This is a genomic window from Beijerinckia sp. L45 (assembly GCF_009765775.1).
Classification (GTDB): domain Bacteria; phylum Pseudomonadota; class Alphaproteobacteria; order Rhizobiales; family Beijerinckiaceae; genus RH-AL1.
Window position 1 is genome coordinate 1 of sequence record NZ_LMUU01000108.1, and the last position, 16,732, is coordinate 16,732.

The 16,732-nt window shown below is 58.5% G+C and carries 17 protein-coding genes; 12 read left to right on the plus strand and 5 right to left on the minus strand.

From position 1 onward, the window contains the following. Positions 1-40 precede the first annotated feature (40 nt). Together GSQ79_RS11850 and GSQ79_RS11855 are read right to left on the minus strand one after the other, a co-directional pair. Positions 41-583 carry a biotin/lipoyl-binding protein gene (locus GSQ79_RS11850; protein ID WP_158808926.1) on the minus strand — a complete coding sequence of 181 codons (543 nt, stop codon included), beginning with the start codon at positions 581-583 and terminating at the stop codon, positions 41-43. A 3-nt stretch (positions 584-586) separates the two neighbouring features. Next, positions 587-2,089, minus strand: coding sequence for an MFS transporter (locus GSQ79_RS11855; protein WP_246725278.1), 1,503 nt, complete (start codon positions 2,087-2,089; stop codon positions 587-589). A gap of 190 nt (positions 2,090-2,279) precedes the next feature. Here GSQ79_RS11855 and GSQ79_RS11860 point away from each other — a divergent pair, with 190 nt between their 5' ends. The 5 genes from GSQ79_RS11860 to GSQ79_RS11880 all read left to right on the plus strand — a co-directional run bounded on the left by GSQ79_RS11860 (position 2,280) and on the right by GSQ79_RS11880 (position 8,539). Next, positions 2,280-3,233 (plus strand): LysR substrate-binding domain-containing protein, encoded by a 954-nt coding sequence (locus GSQ79_RS11860; RefSeq protein ID WP_158808928.1) that lies wholly within the window; start codon positions 2,280-2,282, stop codon positions 3,231-3,233. A gap of 984 nt (positions 3,234-4,217) precedes the next feature. Beyond that, positions 4,218-4,685 carry a heme-binding protein gene (locus GSQ79_RS11865; RefSeq protein WP_210253065.1) on the plus strand — a complete coding sequence of 156 codons (468 nt, stop codon included), beginning with the start codon at positions 4,218-4,220 and terminating at the stop codon, positions 4,683-4,685. Positions 4,686-4,754: 69 nt separating this feature from the next. Continuing rightward, on the plus strand, positions 4,755-5,540 hold the full coding sequence (locus GSQ79_RS11870) for a gluconate 2-dehydrogenase subunit 3 family protein (protein ID WP_158808929.1): 786 nt from the start codon (positions 4,755-4,757) through the stop codon (positions 5,538-5,540). A 3-nt stretch (positions 5,541-5,543) separates the two neighbouring features. Then, positions 5,544-7,310, plus strand: coding sequence for a GMC family oxidoreductase (locus tag GSQ79_RS11875; RefSeq protein WP_158808930.1), 1,767 nt, complete (start codon positions 5,544-5,546; stop codon positions 7,308-7,310). Further along, complete coding sequence (locus tag GSQ79_RS11880) at positions 7,307-8,539, plus strand: cytochrome c (RefSeq protein ID WP_158808931.1); 1,233 nt, start codon at positions 7,307-7,309, stop codon at positions 8,537-8,539. The genes GSQ79_RS11875 and GSQ79_RS11880 overlap by 4 nt, the downstream gene beginning before the upstream one ends. 212 nt (positions 8,540-8,751) lie before the next feature. Here the strand turns inward: GSQ79_RS11880 and GSQ79_RS11885 are convergent, their stop codons facing one another. Next, positions 8,752-9,666, minus strand: a complete 915-nt coding sequence (locus GSQ79_RS11885; RefSeq protein ID WP_158808932.1) for a LysR family transcriptional regulator — start codon at positions 9,664-9,666, stop codon at positions 8,752-8,754. A gap of 93 nt (positions 9,667-9,759) precedes the next feature. On the opposite strand from GSQ79_RS11885, the gene GSQ79_RS30050 reads away from it, so the two are divergent. Genes GSQ79_RS30050 through GSQ79_RS11895 form a run of 3 tightly spaced genes read left to right on the plus strand, consistent with a single transcriptional unit; the run spans position 9,760 to position 11,334 of the window. Further along, complete coding sequence (locus GSQ79_RS30050; protein ID WP_256379017.1) at positions 9,760-10,134, plus strand: class III extradiol ring-cleavage dioxygenase; 375 nt, start codon at positions 9,760-9,762, stop codon at positions 10,132-10,134. Beyond that, a complete protein-coding gene (locus GSQ79_RS30055; protein ID WP_256379018.1) occupies positions 10,125-10,550 on the plus strand; it encodes a class III extradiol ring-cleavage dioxygenase in 426 nt (141 codons plus the stop codon). The genes GSQ79_RS30050 and GSQ79_RS30055 overlap by 10 nt, the downstream gene beginning before the upstream one ends. A gap of 55 nt (positions 10,551-10,605) precedes the next feature. Continuing rightward, positions 10,606-11,334: a siderophore-interacting protein gene (locus GSQ79_RS11895; protein WP_158808933.1), complete on the plus strand. Its 729-nt coding sequence runs from the start codon at positions 10,606-10,608 to the stop codon at positions 11,332-11,334. Positions 11,335-11,387: 53 nt separating this feature from the next. Here the strand turns inward: GSQ79_RS11895 and GSQ79_RS11900 are convergent, their stop codons facing one another. Beyond that, complete coding sequence (locus tag GSQ79_RS11900) at positions 11,388-11,711, minus strand: helix-turn-helix domain-containing protein (RefSeq protein ID WP_158808942.1); 324 nt, start codon at positions 11,709-11,711, stop codon at positions 11,388-11,390. A 127-nt stretch (positions 11,712-11,838) separates the two neighbouring features. On the opposite strand from GSQ79_RS11900, the gene GSQ79_RS11905 reads away from it, so the two are divergent. Together GSQ79_RS11905 and GSQ79_RS11910 are read left to right on the plus strand one after the other, a co-directional pair. Continuing rightward, positions 11,839-12,432 carry an NADPH-dependent FMN reductase gene (locus GSQ79_RS11905; protein WP_158808934.1) on the plus strand — a complete coding sequence of 198 codons (594 nt, stop codon included), beginning with the start codon at positions 11,839-11,841 and terminating at the stop codon, positions 12,430-12,432. A 39-nt stretch (positions 12,433-12,471) separates the two neighbouring features. Then, positions 12,472-12,858, plus strand: coding sequence for a DUF4440 domain-containing protein (locus GSQ79_RS11910; protein ID WP_158808935.1), 387 nt, complete (start codon positions 12,472-12,474; stop codon positions 12,856-12,858). A gap of 280 nt (positions 12,859-13,138) precedes the next feature. Here GSQ79_RS11910 and GSQ79_RS11915 read toward each other — a convergent pair whose 3' ends face one another. Beyond that, complete coding sequence (locus GSQ79_RS11915) at positions 13,139-13,795, minus strand: TetR/AcrR family transcriptional regulator (RefSeq protein ID WP_368669939.1); 657 nt, start codon at positions 13,793-13,795, stop codon at positions 13,139-13,141. Between the two features lie 145 nt (positions 13,796-13,940). Between GSQ79_RS11915 and GSQ79_RS11920 the strand changes: the two genes are divergently transcribed. Beyond that, a complete protein-coding gene (locus GSQ79_RS11920) occupies positions 13,941-15,107 on the plus strand; it encodes an iron-containing alcohol dehydrogenase (protein ID WP_158808936.1) in 1,167 nt (388 codons plus the stop codon). A 127-nt stretch (positions 15,108-15,234) separates the two neighbouring features. Continuing rightward, positions 15,235-15,960 (plus strand): alpha/beta fold hydrolase, encoded by a 726-nt coding sequence (locus tag GSQ79_RS11925; RefSeq protein WP_158808937.1) that lies wholly within the window; start codon positions 15,235-15,237, stop codon positions 15,958-15,960. The last annotated feature ends 772 nt before the right edge of the window (positions 15,961-16,732 follow it).

Genomic DNA, 16,732 nt, shown 5'->3' on the forward strand with positions numbered 1-16,732 from the left:
CGCTCAGGCCGACCATGAACTAACATAAACCCCGGACCACTCAGTGGGGACCGGCCAGCTGGGTCTTCACTGTCCCAGACCCTGTCGTCGCGAGATAGTCATACCTCTTCGCGTCGATTTGCGCGTAGCCCAGTTGCGCCTCGGCCATCGTCACCTGAGTTCGCGCCTGTTCGATCACGGAGCCCTGTCGTGCAAGCGATGCGGCAGCATTCGCGACCAAAGCCCGATCGCGAGCCAGACTTGCTTCCGCGGCAGCGACCGCTGATTTGAAGTCGCGTTCATCCAGTTCGACGAGCACTTGTCCGGCTTTCACTTCATCATCGTTTTGGGCAAAGACTTTGACTACTTGGCCCGCTACGCGGGGCGCGATCGTGGCATAGTGTACGCGGACGTAGGCGTTGTCCGTGAAGACGTCCGGCTTCGGCGCAAAGATGTGCCAAACGACGACCCCGACGAAAATGACAATAACGATCGCGGAAACTGCCCACGGCCAAAGTGCAGCCTTTCGCGTGCCCGCCGCTTGAGAAATGGGGGCAGCAGGCGCAGCGCCTACTAAATCTGTAATTACAGGCGATTTTAACATGGCTTAATGCTTTGCAAACAAGATGCGAGGGGGAAAAGTGCGAGCGGAGAGCAGCATTACAAGCATCCCCATAGCTGCGCAGAGCGCGGCCATTACTATGAAAATGTCGGCTGTCGTGAGAACGCTGGCCTGGGTTTCCACGGCGCGCGCAAACTGTTCAAGGCTACCAACCGCTCTTTGTTGCCCGTCCGCGAGAAGGGGCGAGGGGTTCCGCGAAACAAGGCCCTGCGCCTGGATCGAAACGAAGCGGTTCTGGCCGACTTGATCGACGAGACGGGATGAATGAAGGGCGCCGCGCCAACGTTGGACAAGCTCAACTATGCACGTGCCGGCCGGGGCGGCGAGGCTGCGGGTGGCGTTAACTAAGGCCGAGGCAAAAGGACCTTCGGTTGGACCACGGACAGCGTTTGTTGCAATCATCAGCAGTGAAACAACGATCATCGGCTGCCCGATCATCTGGAGGGTCTGCCATAGATAGAACTGATCTCGATTCCATGACGCATCAATGCCGGCGCTTCCGAGGCAAGCCGCCATGACGAGGGCCAAGCCGCAAAGCGTCACGGCGCGCGGGTCGGCCCAGCGGTGATCCAGCAGGAACGCCACGAATGGGAGCATTATGAACTGCCCTAGCGCAATCAGCAGGGTAATCCAGTGCGCTTGAAAGGCACGGTAGCCCCGAACATCGACGAGATAGTCCTGCGGTACCGAGGACGACGAGAGGCTGATGACAAGGAAGAGAAACAACCCGATCACGCCATAGGCAAAATTGCGCCTACCCAACATTTGAAGCTTCAGCAACGGAAGCGGATGAAACCATTCGCTTACGGCCAACAATGGGAAAGCAACCACGCTGACGAGCGCGAGCAAGCAAATCTTTTCAGAGTTGAACCAATCTTCATGATCGCCGTGAATCAAAAGCGTGGTCAGGCAGCCGAAGCTTGCCATCAGTAGCAGCGCGCCTCGCCAATCAAATTGCCGTAGGCGATCGTAAAGCGGCGCATCGTGTGGCATCCCATACAAAACGAGGGCCGCTGCGATAGCGTCGAGCGGCAGTGCTTCAAAGAATACGAAACGCCAATCGACAACATCGACCCAAAAAGCGGCGATCGAAGCGCTGATCGCGGGCGAGAACGTCGCGGTGAGTGCATAAACTGCAAGGCCGTAGAGCCGGATTGGCGGCGGAAGTACCCGTAGCGCCGTCGTCATCAAGAGAGGAATAGTGAATCCGCCACTAAGCCCTTGGATGAAGCGGAGCGTTAGCAACGCGTCGATGTTCGGCATGAAAGGAATGAGCAGCGTCGTCACGCAAGCCAGGCCGATCGCGAAGAGAGCGAAGCGACGGAGCGTGAATGTCATGGCACTCCAAGGCGCGAAGGCCATTCCGATTGCCAGACCACTCTCGTAAAGGCTGTCAATCCAAATTCCTGCGTCGTGACCAATGCCGAGCGCTCCCCGCACGTCGACGAGCGCTGTTTGCATGACCAGTTCGTTGAATTCGGCGCTCATCGCAGCTACGAGGACGCCGAGAAGGCCGATTAGGGGTCTCATATTCATAATTTCCGGTCTCTACCGACCGACAAATGACGCTGTGTATGCAATTCTTCAAATGAATTGATGTCATGGACCCATGAGTGCAATGAATAGGTCGGATGTATGCCTGGGGAGCCACGTTGCACAGAACAGCGGTAAGCGAGCCATGAATCAGATCAATCTGTCACGCGTCGACCTTAATCTGCTCGTCGTTTTCAATGCAGTCGCAGGCAGCATGTCCGTGACGCGTGCGGCGGAAAACCTCTTTATTAGCCAACCCGCTGTCAGCCATTCGCTCAACAGATTGCGGCTCCTGCTCGACGATCCGCTTTTCGTCAGCGGCAAGGGCGGCCTTGCTCTCACGATACGAGCGATGGACCTCGTGCAGCCGGTCAAGGAAATCCTAGCCTCCGTCGAGCGCGTCATCGCTCCCGTCAGCTTTGATCCTTTGGCAACAACTCGCACATTCCGTATCGGTGCTAGCGAATACGCGGCCTTGACCATTCTTCCCGATCTAATCGGAGCGCTACATCGCGGGGCGCCGTTAGCGTCCTTTGAGTTCCTTACGATCGGATCCAACATCCTCGACCAGCTTGCCGGGGGTGAACTTGATCTCACGTTCTGGGGTACAGCAGCGCCAAAAGCCCCATTCCGCTCCACCGAACTATTCCGCGAGACCCACGTCGCGGTGATAGATGCCGGACATGCGCTGGCAAACAAAGCAAAGCGTGCCGCCGTGACGCTTGATGAATACCTCAGTTTCCCTCACCTCCGCATCAATTATGCCGACACAATTCTAAGTCCAACGGACTTGGCCCTAGCTGAGCTCGGGCGAAAACGGAATGTCGCGGTCGCGACCGCAAATTTAGCCGGCCGGGCGTTGTCGCTTAAAGGAACGTCACTAATTGCTACGCTTCCAAGGCGCGTCGTCGAGTCCTACGAAAATAAGGCCCTCGTCACTTTTCCTCTACCGTTTAAGGTCACCGAACTTGCATATTATATGGTCTGGCATGCCCGCGGCGAGTCTGACCCCGCATCGGTATGGCTGCGGCGGATGGTCTTTGAAACAACGGCCGGTTTGCGGGAAACGAACAGCAGCCCGTCGCGGCGAACACGCTGACAAAATCGTACCGTCCGCACAGCTCATGAACAATATTCATGTACGCATGAGATCTATTCATTTGATGGATTGCCAGCGCTATGGCTAGTTGCCGCCATGGTTCGGCGGCGGCGCGCGATTTCAATCGTAAGCGGCGCGCATAACCAATCTCTAGATAAAGAAAAGTTTCACATGCGAGTAGTTCTTGCAGCAATTGCCGCGGTCGCTTTCAATGTTCTTCCGGCCAGCGCGCAGGATCGAACTCCTCCCATGGGTTCCGAACACGGCTTTCAGGCTCCGATAGATTGGAACAGCAACAAGCAGGCCGTTCCAACGGCTCTTTATCCCACATCGAAGATGAAGCGATGCCCCATAGATCGGTCGGCCGATTCCGCCGACACATTTTGCCCGAACGAATAAACTGGTCGTCGGCTGCACCACGCGACCTATTTTAACCGGCCACTCGGGGCAAAGCCAAGGGGTCAAGCTAGTTCGTAACACAACCAGATGCGTGTGTTGCTTCAGATTGGGATCGCCTAGCGATCCCGGTCAAGGCCGCTCGATCTTGCCTCCCCCCGGCTTTTCGAGCGGCCTTCGTTAGACGGTAACGCGCCGTCTTCTTTGTGTATTGCTGTCGGGCCTCACATGCAGCCTTATAGACGCTGCGACTACAGTACGGCTCCACACTAAGGCTCAGACAGCCGAGCACAAAGGTTGCGAAGGTCCAAATCGTAGTCGATCGTCCAATGTCGCAGCCTCGCTGACTTGGGTGCAACATAATCGCAAGGCTGCCATGCAAAGAAGATGGTTGGTGATAGAACCTTCTAACCATCAAGGTCCTTCGCAGTTCAGCAAAACCGCTGCGCCGCAGTCGCGCGAGGTCATCCACGCGGCGACAACCTTGGTATTCGGAGAACTTCGCGCGTGGCAGCACCTTCGCAAACGCACACGCTCCGCTATGCATTAACCCAGGTTTATTGAGCTTGATAAAATGAGGAATATCACGTGCGGATAGCTCCTATCGCAACCCTTCTGAGCCTGCTTCTCGTCTCGTCTGCATCGGCGCAGCTGGGAACGAAGAAGGTCCTCACACTCGCTGCCGCGCGGCAGATCATTGCGGCTGCTGAAGCCAAGGCCAACGAGGAGCACCTTCGCGGCGTGATTGCCGTCGTCGATGATGGCGGATGGATTATCATGATGGAACGCATGGACGACCCAGCGATGACCGCAAGCGTCGAGCTTGCACCCGCTAAAGCGCGATCGGCCGCGCTCTTCAAGAAGCCGACGCAGGCCCTCGAGGGAATGGTCAACAAAGGCCGTACCGCCGCTGTAACAGCAGGTTTCACGATGATGCAGGGCGGTCTGCCGATAACGGTCGACGGGCAAGTCATCGGTGGGATCGGCGTCAGCTTCGATACGCCTGATCACGACAGCATCATTGCCGAAGCCGGCCTAGCGGCACTCAACCACTAAAGCACTCACACTGCCGGCGTCGGCGTCGACCACGCACGGGCTAGCAAGATGAAAGGCGAGATGCCAAGCATGGCAGACAAAACAGCCGGCGGACAGGCGGTCGCCGCCTCGTCGTCGCTTCAACAGACCAGACGGTCGCTTCTCGCAACGACGACTCTCGCGTTGCTCTTTGCGCCATTCGCGAACGTCGAAGCCCGGACCTTTGGCGGCGTCCTGCCTTGGATTCCCGAGAGCGCGGATCCGCCCACACCGTTTCAGCCCGGCGGATGGCATTATTTCGATGCAAGGGAGGCCTCGACGATGGAAGCCATCGTTGAGCGTCTCATTCCCGGCGACGATCTTGGACCCGGTGGACGCGATGTGGGCTGCGCGGTCTTCATCGACCGCCAGTTGGCGGGGCCCTACGGAGACTCCCGGCGTCTCTATATGCGACCGCCTTTTGCGAAAGCCGCGGCGACACTCGGGCCGCAATCGCAAGACGGTCCTGCCGCGCAGTACCGGCGCGGGCTTGCGGCGATCAACGCTTATTGCCGCACGACCTTCGCAAACAAGGAGTTTTCGGACCTATCGCCAGCCGAGCAGGACACCGTTCTGACTGGACTTGAAAAGGGAACGATCGCGCTCTCCGACGGTGTCGCCGGACCGCAGTTCTTCAAGCTCATGCTGCAGAACACAAAAGAGGGATTCCTGGCGGATCCCATTTACGGCGGGAACCGCGACATGGCCGGTTGGGTGCTGATCGGCTTCCCGGGCGCGCGCTACGACTATCGCGATCACATCGAAAAACACAACGTTGCCTATCCCCTGCCGCCTGTCGGCATCATGGGACGGTCGTCGTGGAACCAGAAGAGCTGAACGATGGCACGCAAGCTTCCAAGGAAAGACGTCGTCATCATCGGGCTCGGCTGGACCGGATCCATTCTCGCCAACGATCTCACCGACGAGGGTCTTGAAGTCGTCGCGATCGAGCGCGGACCGTGGCGCGACACGGCTACCGATTTCGCACCGAAGTATGCGGCGGACGAACTCCGCTATGCCGTCAGGCTCGACCTATTCCTCCAGCCCGCGCAAGAGACCTTCACGTTACGCCACAACGAGAGCGAGGAAGCCCGGCCGATCCGCCAGTTCGCTTCGTTTCTTCCAGGAACGGGCGTCGGCGGCGCGGGCGTCCATTGGAACGGGCAGACGTGGCGGTTCCATCCGGACGACTTCGTCCTGAAGACCCACCTGACCGAACGGTACGGGGCCAAATTCCTGCCGCCCAACATGACGATCCAGGATTGGGGCGTCACCTACGAAGATCTCGAACCTCACTACGACAAGTTTGAATATCTCTGCGGGACCTCTGGCGAGGCAGGTAATCTTCGCGGAACGATCCAAAAGACCGGAAACCCGTTCGAAGGCGCGCGGTCACGTGACTATCCGACACCGCCGCAAAAGCTGAACTACGGTCCGTCACTGTTTGCGACCGCGGCGCGTGAACTTGGACATCAGCCGTTCCACCAGCCGTCTTCCAACCTCTCGCAGCCATACACCAATCCGTATGGTGTCACGCTCGGGGAATGTACGTTTTGCGGCTACTGCGAGCGTTTCGGCTGCGGAAACTACTCAAAGGCATCCGCTCAAACAACGATTCTGCCGGTGCTGATGCGCAAGAGCAACTTCGAAGCGCGGACCGAATGCGAGGTAATGAAGATCAACCTCGACTCAACGGGCAAGAAGGCGACAGGTGTCACCTATATCGACGCTAGCGGGGAGGAATGGGAGCAGCCGGCGGATCTCGTGCTGACCTGCGCCTTCATGCTCGACAACGCCCGCCTCATGATGCTGTCGGGTATCGGAAAGATCTACGATCCCAAGACCCGCGAAGGCGTGATCGGCAAGAATTTCTCCTATCAGACGATGTCGAGCGTCCAGATGTTCTTCGACGACAAGATCTTCAACGCGTTCATGGCTTCCGGCGCCCAGGGGATGTGCGTCGATGATTTCAACGGCGACAATTTCGACCATGCGCCTCATGGCTTTGTCGGCGGCGGTTATCTCGGCATGGTGCAGACCAACGCCCGACCGATCGAGACCATCTACGTCCCGCCTGGAACGCCTTCCTGGGGCGCGGGCTGGAAAAAGGCCGCGAAAGTCAACTATAATAGCGCGATCCAACTGACGGGGCATGGCAGCTCCTACAGTTACGACGACGTCTTTCTCGATCTCGACCCGACCTACAAGGATCGGTTCGGCCGACCACTGATGCGGATCACGTTCGATCTCAAAGAGAACGAACTGAAGATGTCGGCCTTCTTGACCGATCGAATGGCCGAGTTCGCCAAGGCGATGAACCCTCGGCAGATTGCTAAGCTTCCGAGGAAGGGCCCCTACGACGTCACCCAATATCAAACGACGCATGTCTGCGGCGGCGTGATCATGGGGACCAATCCTACGACCAGCGCGGTCAACCGATACCTGCAGAGCTGGGACGTCTCGAATGTCTTCGTGGTTGGCGCCTCGGCCTTCCCACAGAACGCCGGGTACAATCCGACCGACACCGTGGGAGCGCTGACCTACTGGGCCTCCAAAGCCATTCGCGAACAGTACTTGAAAGCCCCCGGCCCGCTGGTGCAAGCATGAGACGCTCCCTCGTAACGAATACGCTTAGCATTGCCATTCTCGCGCTGAGCACCTGCGGGTATGCCGTCGCGGACGACAAGCAGTCGTTCGAGCAGATCGAGCGGGGGCGCTACCTCGCGGCCGCTGGCGACTGCGCGGCTTGTCATACGGTTCCAGGCGGTGCGCCTTTCGCGGGTGGTCTCCCGCTCGTGACACCGTTCGGAACGATTGTCTCGACGAATATCACGCCCGATCCGAAGACCGGCATCGGAGCTTGGAGCGACGACGCCTTCGTCGACGCCCTCCACAAGGGCGTGCGCGCGGACGGATCGCAACTCTATCCGGCGATGCCCTATCCTTCCTACACCAAGGTGACGCGCGACGACGCCCTTGCGATACGGGCCTATCTTCAGACAGTGACGCCCGTCGACCATGATGTGGTCGCCGACCAACTGCCGTTTCCGCTTAGCATCCGCAAGGACATGGCGGTCTGGAATATGCTGAACTTCACGGAGGGTTTCTTCCAGCCGACAACGTCCAAGTCAGCCGAATGGAACCGTGGCGCCTACCTCGTCCAAGGTCTCGGCCATTGCGGAACGTGTCATACGCCCAAGAGTGCCCTCGGCGCCGAAAAGGCCGACGTCGCCCTCAAGGGAAGCGAGATCGAATCTTGGCTCGCTCCAGACCTTACCGACGACAAACGGACCGGCTTGGGGAATTGGACGTCGGACGATATTGAGAGCTATTTGAAGACCGGCTCGAACCAGCATGGCATCGCCTCCGGACCTATGTCCGAGGTTATCCGGTTCTCGACCTCCGCGATGTCCGACCCCGACCTTAAAGCTATCGCGGTCTACCTCAAGGATCTAAAGACAGCGCCAAGCCCCGCCGTCACCGCGCAAGCCGCTTCGACCGCGCAGATGACTGCCGGCGCCGCGATCTACAAGGATAGTTGCGCGGCCTGCCATCGCGACGACGGACACGGCGTCCCTCATCTCTTCCCGAGGCTCGCCGGTAACGGGGCGCTGCAGGCCAGCGAGGCGGTGTCGGCGGTTCACATCGTGCTGCACGGAAGCCAAGGTGTGGGCACCAAGGCCGCGCCGACCGCACCAGCGATGCCGGCCTTCGATTGGGTACTGAACGACGCCCAGGTCGCGGCGGTCCTCACCTACGTCCGCAATACGTGGGGCAACGCTGCGGCGCCGGTGAGCGCCGGTGATGTCGGAAAGTATCGGACCGCTGGTAAATAGAACGTGTGAGTTCGAGCATGGCCTTCTCGAGATCTTAGCTGCCTGTCAGGGCAATCTTGATTCTGGCCAGACGCTTCGGTAGGCCTATCGCGAGAGCGTTGGCGAGGTTCCATCAGGACGAAGAGCTTCCAAAGTTTGACGCCAAAGCATACGTTTATGGGGCAAAGCTCTAGATTTATAGACGGCTGACGATCTCGGGTCGATCAGGCGAACTAGCCGGATAGGCTGAACCTTTGTTTCGGGATTTCTTCTATGAGATAGTCGATCCAAGCCCGCGTTTTGGCGGCCGGCCGGCGATTTGGATGCGTCACGGCATAGATAGCACCCAAATCGACTAGTGGGGCGTCCAGCTTTACGACTTTTAGACGTCCCTCTCTGAGCGCAGGTGCGGCTATGAACCTCGGTCCATAGACCAGCCCTTGTCCGGCAACGGCAGCAGCGACGAGCGCACCACCATTATTGGCGTAGAGAAGGCCGCGTACGGGGACGGGAATGTCGGCTTGCAAGCCGAACCGCCACACCTTTCCGCCTCCATTGGACGACAACGTATACCCGAGGCAGGCGTGGTTCTTGAGGTCGGCGACGCCACGCGGAACACCATGCGTGTTCAAATAGTCCGGCGACGCGCAAATCACGGCAGTCACAGGGGCCAACTTGCGAACGATAAGTGGGCTATCGCGCAGATGGCCGGCGCGAACCGCCATGTCCCAGCCTTCTTCCATCAAATCAACGAACCGATCATTTAGCCCCAGTTCGACGGTCAAGGATGGATAGCGCTCACTGAACGCTGGCATGATGGGCGCGATGTTCAACGTTCCCAACGATACAGGTAGTGCAATCCGAAGCAGACCTTCGACAACGATGGTGCTGGCTGAGGCGTCAGCCTCGGCGTCGGCTATTTCTTCGAGCAAACGCGTGGACTGGTCCAGGAATCGCTGGCCCGCCTCCGTGAGACTAAGCTTTCGCGTCGTCCGATGCACCAGTGTAACGTTCAGACGGGCCTCAAGAGCATCAAGATGCTTCGCGGCCATTGCGGGCGACATGCCCAAACTCCGCGATGCTGCAGAAAGACCGCCTTCGGCCATGGCGCGCACGAAAACTTCGATACCCATTAGACGATCGGCCAAGCCACTTCTTACCTATGGTGTCAAGTGTTTTGAGATACGAACATATTATCGCTCGTAAAGAAACAATCCATAATGCTGCAATAGGAGCCTCCAATGACCTTGCAGCAACCCACATTCTTCATTCCGCATGGCGGCGGTCCGTGCTTTTTCATGGACGACCCGGCAGGCATGTGGACCGGGATGGCGAAGTTTCTGCGTGGATTGTCAGACGCGCTCCCGGCCATCCCCAGAGCTATTCTTGTTGTCTCTGGCCATTGGGAGACCGAGGGTTTTGCTCTGACCGGCGCGACGAAACCCGAGCTTCTGTTCGATTATTACGGTTTTCCCGAACACACCTATCGCTTGAGATACGATGCGCCAGGTGCTCCGGAGCTTGCGCAAAAGGCGGCCGGCCTCCTTTCAGGAGCCGGCCTCCGTCTCGGATCGATGCCACCCGTGGCCTGGACCATGGCGTCTTCGTGCCGCTGAAGGTCGCCTTTCCGGACGCTAATATCCCCATCGTGGAAATGTCGGTTGATGCCAATCTGGACCCAGCCTTGCACCTTGCGGCCGGCCGCGCACTGGCCGCATTGCGCGATGAGGGCGTGCTCATTGTCGCCACCGGCATGAGCTTCCACAATATGCGCGGGTACAACGATCCGCGATTCACGGGCCCCTCGGAGCAATTTGATGCCTGGCTGACAGAAAGCTTGGCCCTAGAGGGCACCGATCGCGATGAGCGGCTGAAATCCTGGGAACAGGCCCCCGCCGCAAGACTCGCACATCCCGATGCCGAGCACCTCATGCCCGTCATGATCGCCGCTGGTGCGGCCGCGGGGCCGGCGGAGAAAATCTACTTCGAACACGTCCTCAAGACTGCCATTTCCGGCTTCCGCTTCAACTGATCAAGTCGGGCAGCGGAGAATGGACGAGCGCACTGTAAATACATGAGATACTATGATGAAACATCAAATCAATCGTATTAGGCACGACCTCGTCAGGCGCTCGCTCGTGGTGCGCCGCGTCGAGAACGTGACACCGAATATGCTCCGGCTTACGCTTGCGGGTGACGAACTTGCCGGCTTCACAAGTCTTGCGCCCGACGACCACATCAAAATTATGGTGCCCGGCGAGGCGGAACGCCGCGACTACACACCACGCCGCTTCGACACCGCAAAGAACGAGCTTCTCATCGATTTCGCGTTGCATGAGGCGGGCCCGGTAACCGATTGGGCGCGCCGCGCCAGACCGGGTGATGTCGCACAAATCAGTGGTCCGCGTGGTTCGGCCGTCGTGCCTGATGACTTTGACTGGTGGCTCTTGATCGGCGACGAGACCGCGCTGCCGGCGATCGGTCGCCGTATCGAGGAGCTTTCCGCGGAAACACCGGTCACAAGCCTTGTCGCCATTGCCGGGCCGGGAGAGGAACAGACATTCAGGACGCAATCGACCCATCACGCGATCTGGGTCCATCGCCTCGCAACTCGATCCGATGATCCTGAACCACTTCTCGAAGCACTCAAATCCTTCAAACCGCCTTTCGGCGATGGCTTCATCTGGATCGCAGCTGAAACCACGGTCACGCGCGCGCTCCGCGCCTATGTCTCGGGAGCGATGTGCCATCCTTCGGAATGGCTGAAGGCTAGTGGCTATTGGGTGAAAGGAAAGGCCGACGCGAGCGAGAAATAACACTCGCTCTTATCAGAGGTTAAAGCGGTCAACAATGTTCCGCAACCAGACAGCTAGGGCGTTGCTCGCCGCGCCGCATAGTCGGCGCGGGCGGCGTCGATCCGAGCCGCATTGCCAATCACCCAGTCGGCAAGGACCCGAACCGGAGTTTCGAAATCGCGGCCAAAATCCGTCAGCGCATACTCTACTTGTGGAGGTGTTATGGGCGTGACGGTCCGGACAACGAAGCCGTTCTCCTCGAGATCCCGCAACGTAGAAGCCAGCATTTTCTGACTGATCTCGCCAACTTCCCGTTTCAAGGAGTTGAACCGGACAGGACCATTTCCAAGGGCTCGTACGACCAGAAGTGTCCATTTATCGCTGAGGCGTTCGAGCATGCGGCTTATGTGCTCACATGCAGCGGTATACTCGTGGTCACGTGGTTTCGCCAAAGTGCCTTCTTGCGTGGTCACCGCATTCTCATTTTAATGGTTACGAAGCGAAACCAGCATATATGAGGATACCATGCGAACGAAGCCGAAAATCGCCCTTGTTATCGGCTCAACTCGCCCCACGCGCTTTGCCGACAAACCAGCTCAATGGATGTTGAAGCAAGCGCAGGGTCGCGACGATATAGAGGTCGAAATCGTCGACCTGCGCGATCACCCGTTGCCATTTTTTTCTGAGTTTGCGTCGAACTTGCACGTGCCGAGTCAAGACCCCGAGGCGGTCCGTTGGCAACAGACGATCGCGCGTTTCGATGGCTTCATCTTCGTTGTTGCCGAGTACAATCACTCGATCACCGGGGTGCTAAAGAATGCCCTCGATCAAGCCTACAAAGAGTGGAACAGAAAGCCCTTTACTGCCATCGGCTACGGGAGCGTTGGCGGGGCGCGTGCGCTGGAGCACCTTCGGACAATCGCCCCTGAACTTCACATGGTCTCGACCCGTTCTGCCGTCCATATCAGCGGCAGTGACTGCATGGCCGTGCTGCCCAGGGGCGGCGACAAACCGATTGAGGAGATCGAGGCGGGCCTTCTTCCCTCGGCAAATGCCGCTCTCAACGAGTTGAGTTGGTGGGCGAAGGCAACCATGGCTGCGAGGGAAGCCACCGCCTAACCAATGCCGATCAGAAACTTGAGCCAGAGAGAGATGCCTATGCCCGCCAGTTCCCCCCAAGCCTGCACAGCGGATTTTACCGCCGCGCTGATGGATCGAGACATGAAGACGGCGCTGACCCTGCTGACGGATGACGTGGTCTTCTTCTACAGCAATGGGTCTGCCCTTGTTGGAAAAGATGCCTTTTCCTCATTGATGGCGACAAACTGGAAGATGGTGGAAAACTACGCCTACTTTAAAACGAACCCGGTTTGGATTGTCCGATCTGATTTCACTGCGTCCGTCGTTTACAGCTTCACATGGACTGGCAAGGTTAGGGGCCAAGCGGTCGGTGGCGGAGGCAGGGCCACCCGCGTCCTCAGAAATGACGGATCGGGTTGGCGCATAGCGCACGAGCATTTGAGCAACGGCGATTGGAAGCCATAGTCAGACCTCGCTTCGGGTTGATGCGGCTACTCTGGTTGGCGCAGATATCAATATTTGTGGACGGCTGACGATTTTTGGCCGATCAGGCGAACTTGCTGGATAGGCTGAACTTTTGTCCAGGATTTTCCTATGAGATGGTCGATCCATACTCGCGTTTTAGCGGCCGGGCGGCGATTTGGAAAGTCCGGGATATATTCACCCACATAGACGTGGGTCGGCTCCGCGCCCTGGTCGCCGACTTGAAGTGCCGGGGCCGATCCCAAAACCGTACGCACACCGTTTACGGATTTATTTTTCGCGGCTTTCGATAGTTTTTCGCTTTTCGACCAACCGAGGTCTTCTTCGACTTTCCTGTGGCCGGCAGGCTCGCCGGTCCTTTAAGCAACCCGGATGTTAAGGTGATGAAGCTATTGATAGCCTTGTCCAATACGGCGTGCGGATCTGCTGCACTTGCGATCCAGAGCGAGGCACTGAACGCCGCGCCATTGATCAGGTGGGCCGCAGACTCAGCGTCAATCTGCTTCGCAGTACCTTCCTTGACCAAAACGCTGATGCGGCGTGCTGTGTAATCGATACAGGCGCTGCGGATTGGCCACCGCGAGGGGTCGCCGAGAACCGCAGGCCCGTCAAGCACCATGATACGTTGTATCTCAGGGTCTACCGCCATCTTGATCGATGCGATGGATTGGTTGAGGAACCCGTCCCAGACGGTGTCGGCTTCGTCGATAATGGCCTGCAAGCAGGCTGCCATTTCGGAGTTGATCTGCTCGACGACGGCCTCGAAGAGTCCCTTTTTGTCACCGAAGTGGTGGTAAAGGGCACCTCTTGTCAGCCCGGCATTAGCCGTAAAATCTTCCATCGACGCTGCAGCATAACCTTTGGTGGCAAAAGCATGCCGTCCCGCGGCGATCAGCTTGCCCCGGGTTTCGGCAATCATGTCTGAGCGTCGCTGCCGCGTCATACCGCTGTCAATTCTCAAAAAGAGCAATGCGTTGATATACACCGCGTCTTGCCTTGGGTCATAGACATACAGTATGTATGTAAAATTTCGGGCTTAAGCGTCACTGACCAAAGGAAGATGCATGATGATTCCTGCTTCATGCGGATGGGCGAGCCCGGTCCCTTCGCAGTCCGTTGGCTTCGGCTACGCGATCGCCGAGGCCATTCCCGAGGCTTTATCTCGGCTCGGCGCTCGCAGGGTGCTCGTCGTCTCTACCAATAGTCTCGCGGGTACAGGTGGACTGGCCGAGCTCGTGCGGGATGCCGCCGGCAGCTCAGCGGTTAGAGTTCTCAGCGGTGTAGCGGCTCACACGCCACGGCGGGACGTTGCGAGGATCGCCAGTGCCCTTGAAGGGATGGATGGCGTGATCACGATAGGGGGCGGGTCAGTCTGCGATGCTGCAAAGGTTGCGCGGCTCTGCCACGCGAACGGAGTCGTCGGCGACGGTTTTGTCGATCAACTGCTCGACCGGATGTTCGATGGCACTGCAGGCGAGGTAAAGCCGCCAACAATGCCGTTTGTCGCGATCCCAACGACTTTATCCGCGGGTGAGTACACGCCATTCGGCGGTGTCACGGACGAGGCCCGCGCGCGCAAGCAGGTCGTCAGCTATAAGAACATGGCGCCTGACATCGTTATACTCGATGGCGCGATGGGGGTTGCAACACCTCCCGGTCTCTGGCTGAGCACGGGTGCCCGCGCTATCGACCACGCTGTCGAGACTTGGTGCTCGATCAACCCGACACCGCTTTCTGACGCCACATCGTTGTACGCTCTGTCTCTGCTACTGCCGGCGCTGAAGCGGAGCCGGGATCAGCCGGATCATACGGGCCACCGTCTCGCTGGCTTCATGGGCGCTTGGCTCGCGACTCAAGGATGCGTCGCGCGCGTCGATCTCGGTGCCAGCCACGGGATCGGTCACGCGCTTGGCGGGACAGCCGGCATGCCGCATGGCCAGACATCATGCGTGATGCTCCCGCATGTTCTCCGCTACAACGCGGCCGTCAACGGCGATCGGCAGCAAAATCTCGTGCAGGCGCTGAATCTGAGTAACCGACCGCTGAGCGATCTTATAACAGAGTTTTTCGCCAGTTTGGGCCTGCCTACGAGGTTGCGCGATACGAACGTGCGACGGGATCAATTAGTTGAGGTCGCGCTAGCGTCGATGGACGACAAGTGGGTCCATACCAATCCTCGAATGATCGGAGATGAGAAGACCGTGATGAGCCTGCTTGAGGCCGCGTGGTGATCCGCCCCGTTGCAGATTACCCAAAAGCTCGGCCAGGGCTTCTGTCCAACAAAAGAACCAAGCTGTTCGCCCAAATCGGTAGGGTCGCGCAATTGAAAGCTCGGTTTACCACATAGGAGAATGCGTTATGCCTGTCGTCCTCGTCCACGGTGTGCCGGACACCCATCGCGTGTGGGAACCCGTTCGTGACCATCTCGAACGGTCCGACATTATTGCCCTCTCGCTTCCTGGGTTCGACAATACTCGGCCGAACGGGTTCTCCTCGTCAAAAGAGGCTTATGTCGATTGGATCATCGCCGAGTTGGCAAAGCTTGATGGACCGGCCGATCTTGTCGGCCATGATTGGGGCTGCATCCTCACAGCGCGGGTTGCCTCGTTGCGTCCCGAATTAGTGCGGAGCTGGGCGGGTATCAGTGGTCCGGTGGATGTGGAGTACGAGTGGCACGATTACGCAAAGATCTGGCAGACCTACAGGAAGGGCGAGCAATGGATGGCGGAGCTGGATATAGACGCCTTCGCGCGCGACTTGGTCGCCGCCGGGATGCCGGCCGATGAAGCAGCGAAGGCAATGCCTTTCATCGACGCAGAGATGAAGGCGAGCATTCTGGCGCTGTACCGATCAGCTGTGCATCTTGGCTCAGACTGGGAGCCAGCTCTATCGGGCGTCACATCTCCGTCGCTTGTGATCTGGGGTCTCGACGACCCGTTTCTGCCGCACCGCTTCGCGGATTTGCTTGGTCAGAAGACTCGCGCCCGCGCGGTGGTGAAGCTGAGAAGCTCGCACTTCGTACCATTGGAACAGCCATCAGAGGTGGCGCGAGAGCTTGAGGCGCATTGGGCGACGGTTCAGTAGATCGAAGGTGTCGGCACTGTTTCGGCGAGCGCCAGCGGATGCAGATGGGACAAAAAGGATGCGCGCCTCGCTTGGTACCATAGACGGGCGAGGCAACCGCAGTCTGGCGAATTAGGGATCTAGGCGAAACGCAACCAATGCGCTCGTAGCCCGAGGTGATGTGTTTTGCGCCGCCGATGCCGGACTTGCCGTCCTTCAAGCGCATGGGCACAGGATCGCGCGGACCGGCCGCCTCCGCGCCAGCGAGGACCGCGCTGTGGACCTGATCCATGCCATATGGGAACAGGCGTCGTGTTCGCCCTTGTCGAAACCGCTCAGCGAAAGTGACGGCCTGTCCGACGCAGCGCGCGAAGCTGTGTCTGGGGCCGTCCTGGACGAATACTCAGACGCCGCCTCTTCCGCGGCGGCAGGGATAGCCTCAGCTCTACGCGCCGACCTTCGATGACGTCACAGGCCTCACCCCGGAGAGCGACATCTCATGTCAGCATTAATTCACCGCATTGCGCGCACGATCGGCGGATAAGCCCCATCTCCAGGACCAGCGCCGTTATGGCGGCGTTTCGTGGAGGCAAATAGATGGTCCGGCTGAGCTTCCGTGAAATTGTTTTAATATCAAGTCTCAAACGCCCACTTTGCCTGGATGGTTTAGTAGTCGACCATCCAAGGATGTTTTGCTTCGGCTTTACCGGTCGAGCGTCTCAAAGCAGACGGTCGGCTTTCGTGAAGAGTTTCGGATGCCGGGAGGCGTACGAAAGTCGCCGAAGAACGAACC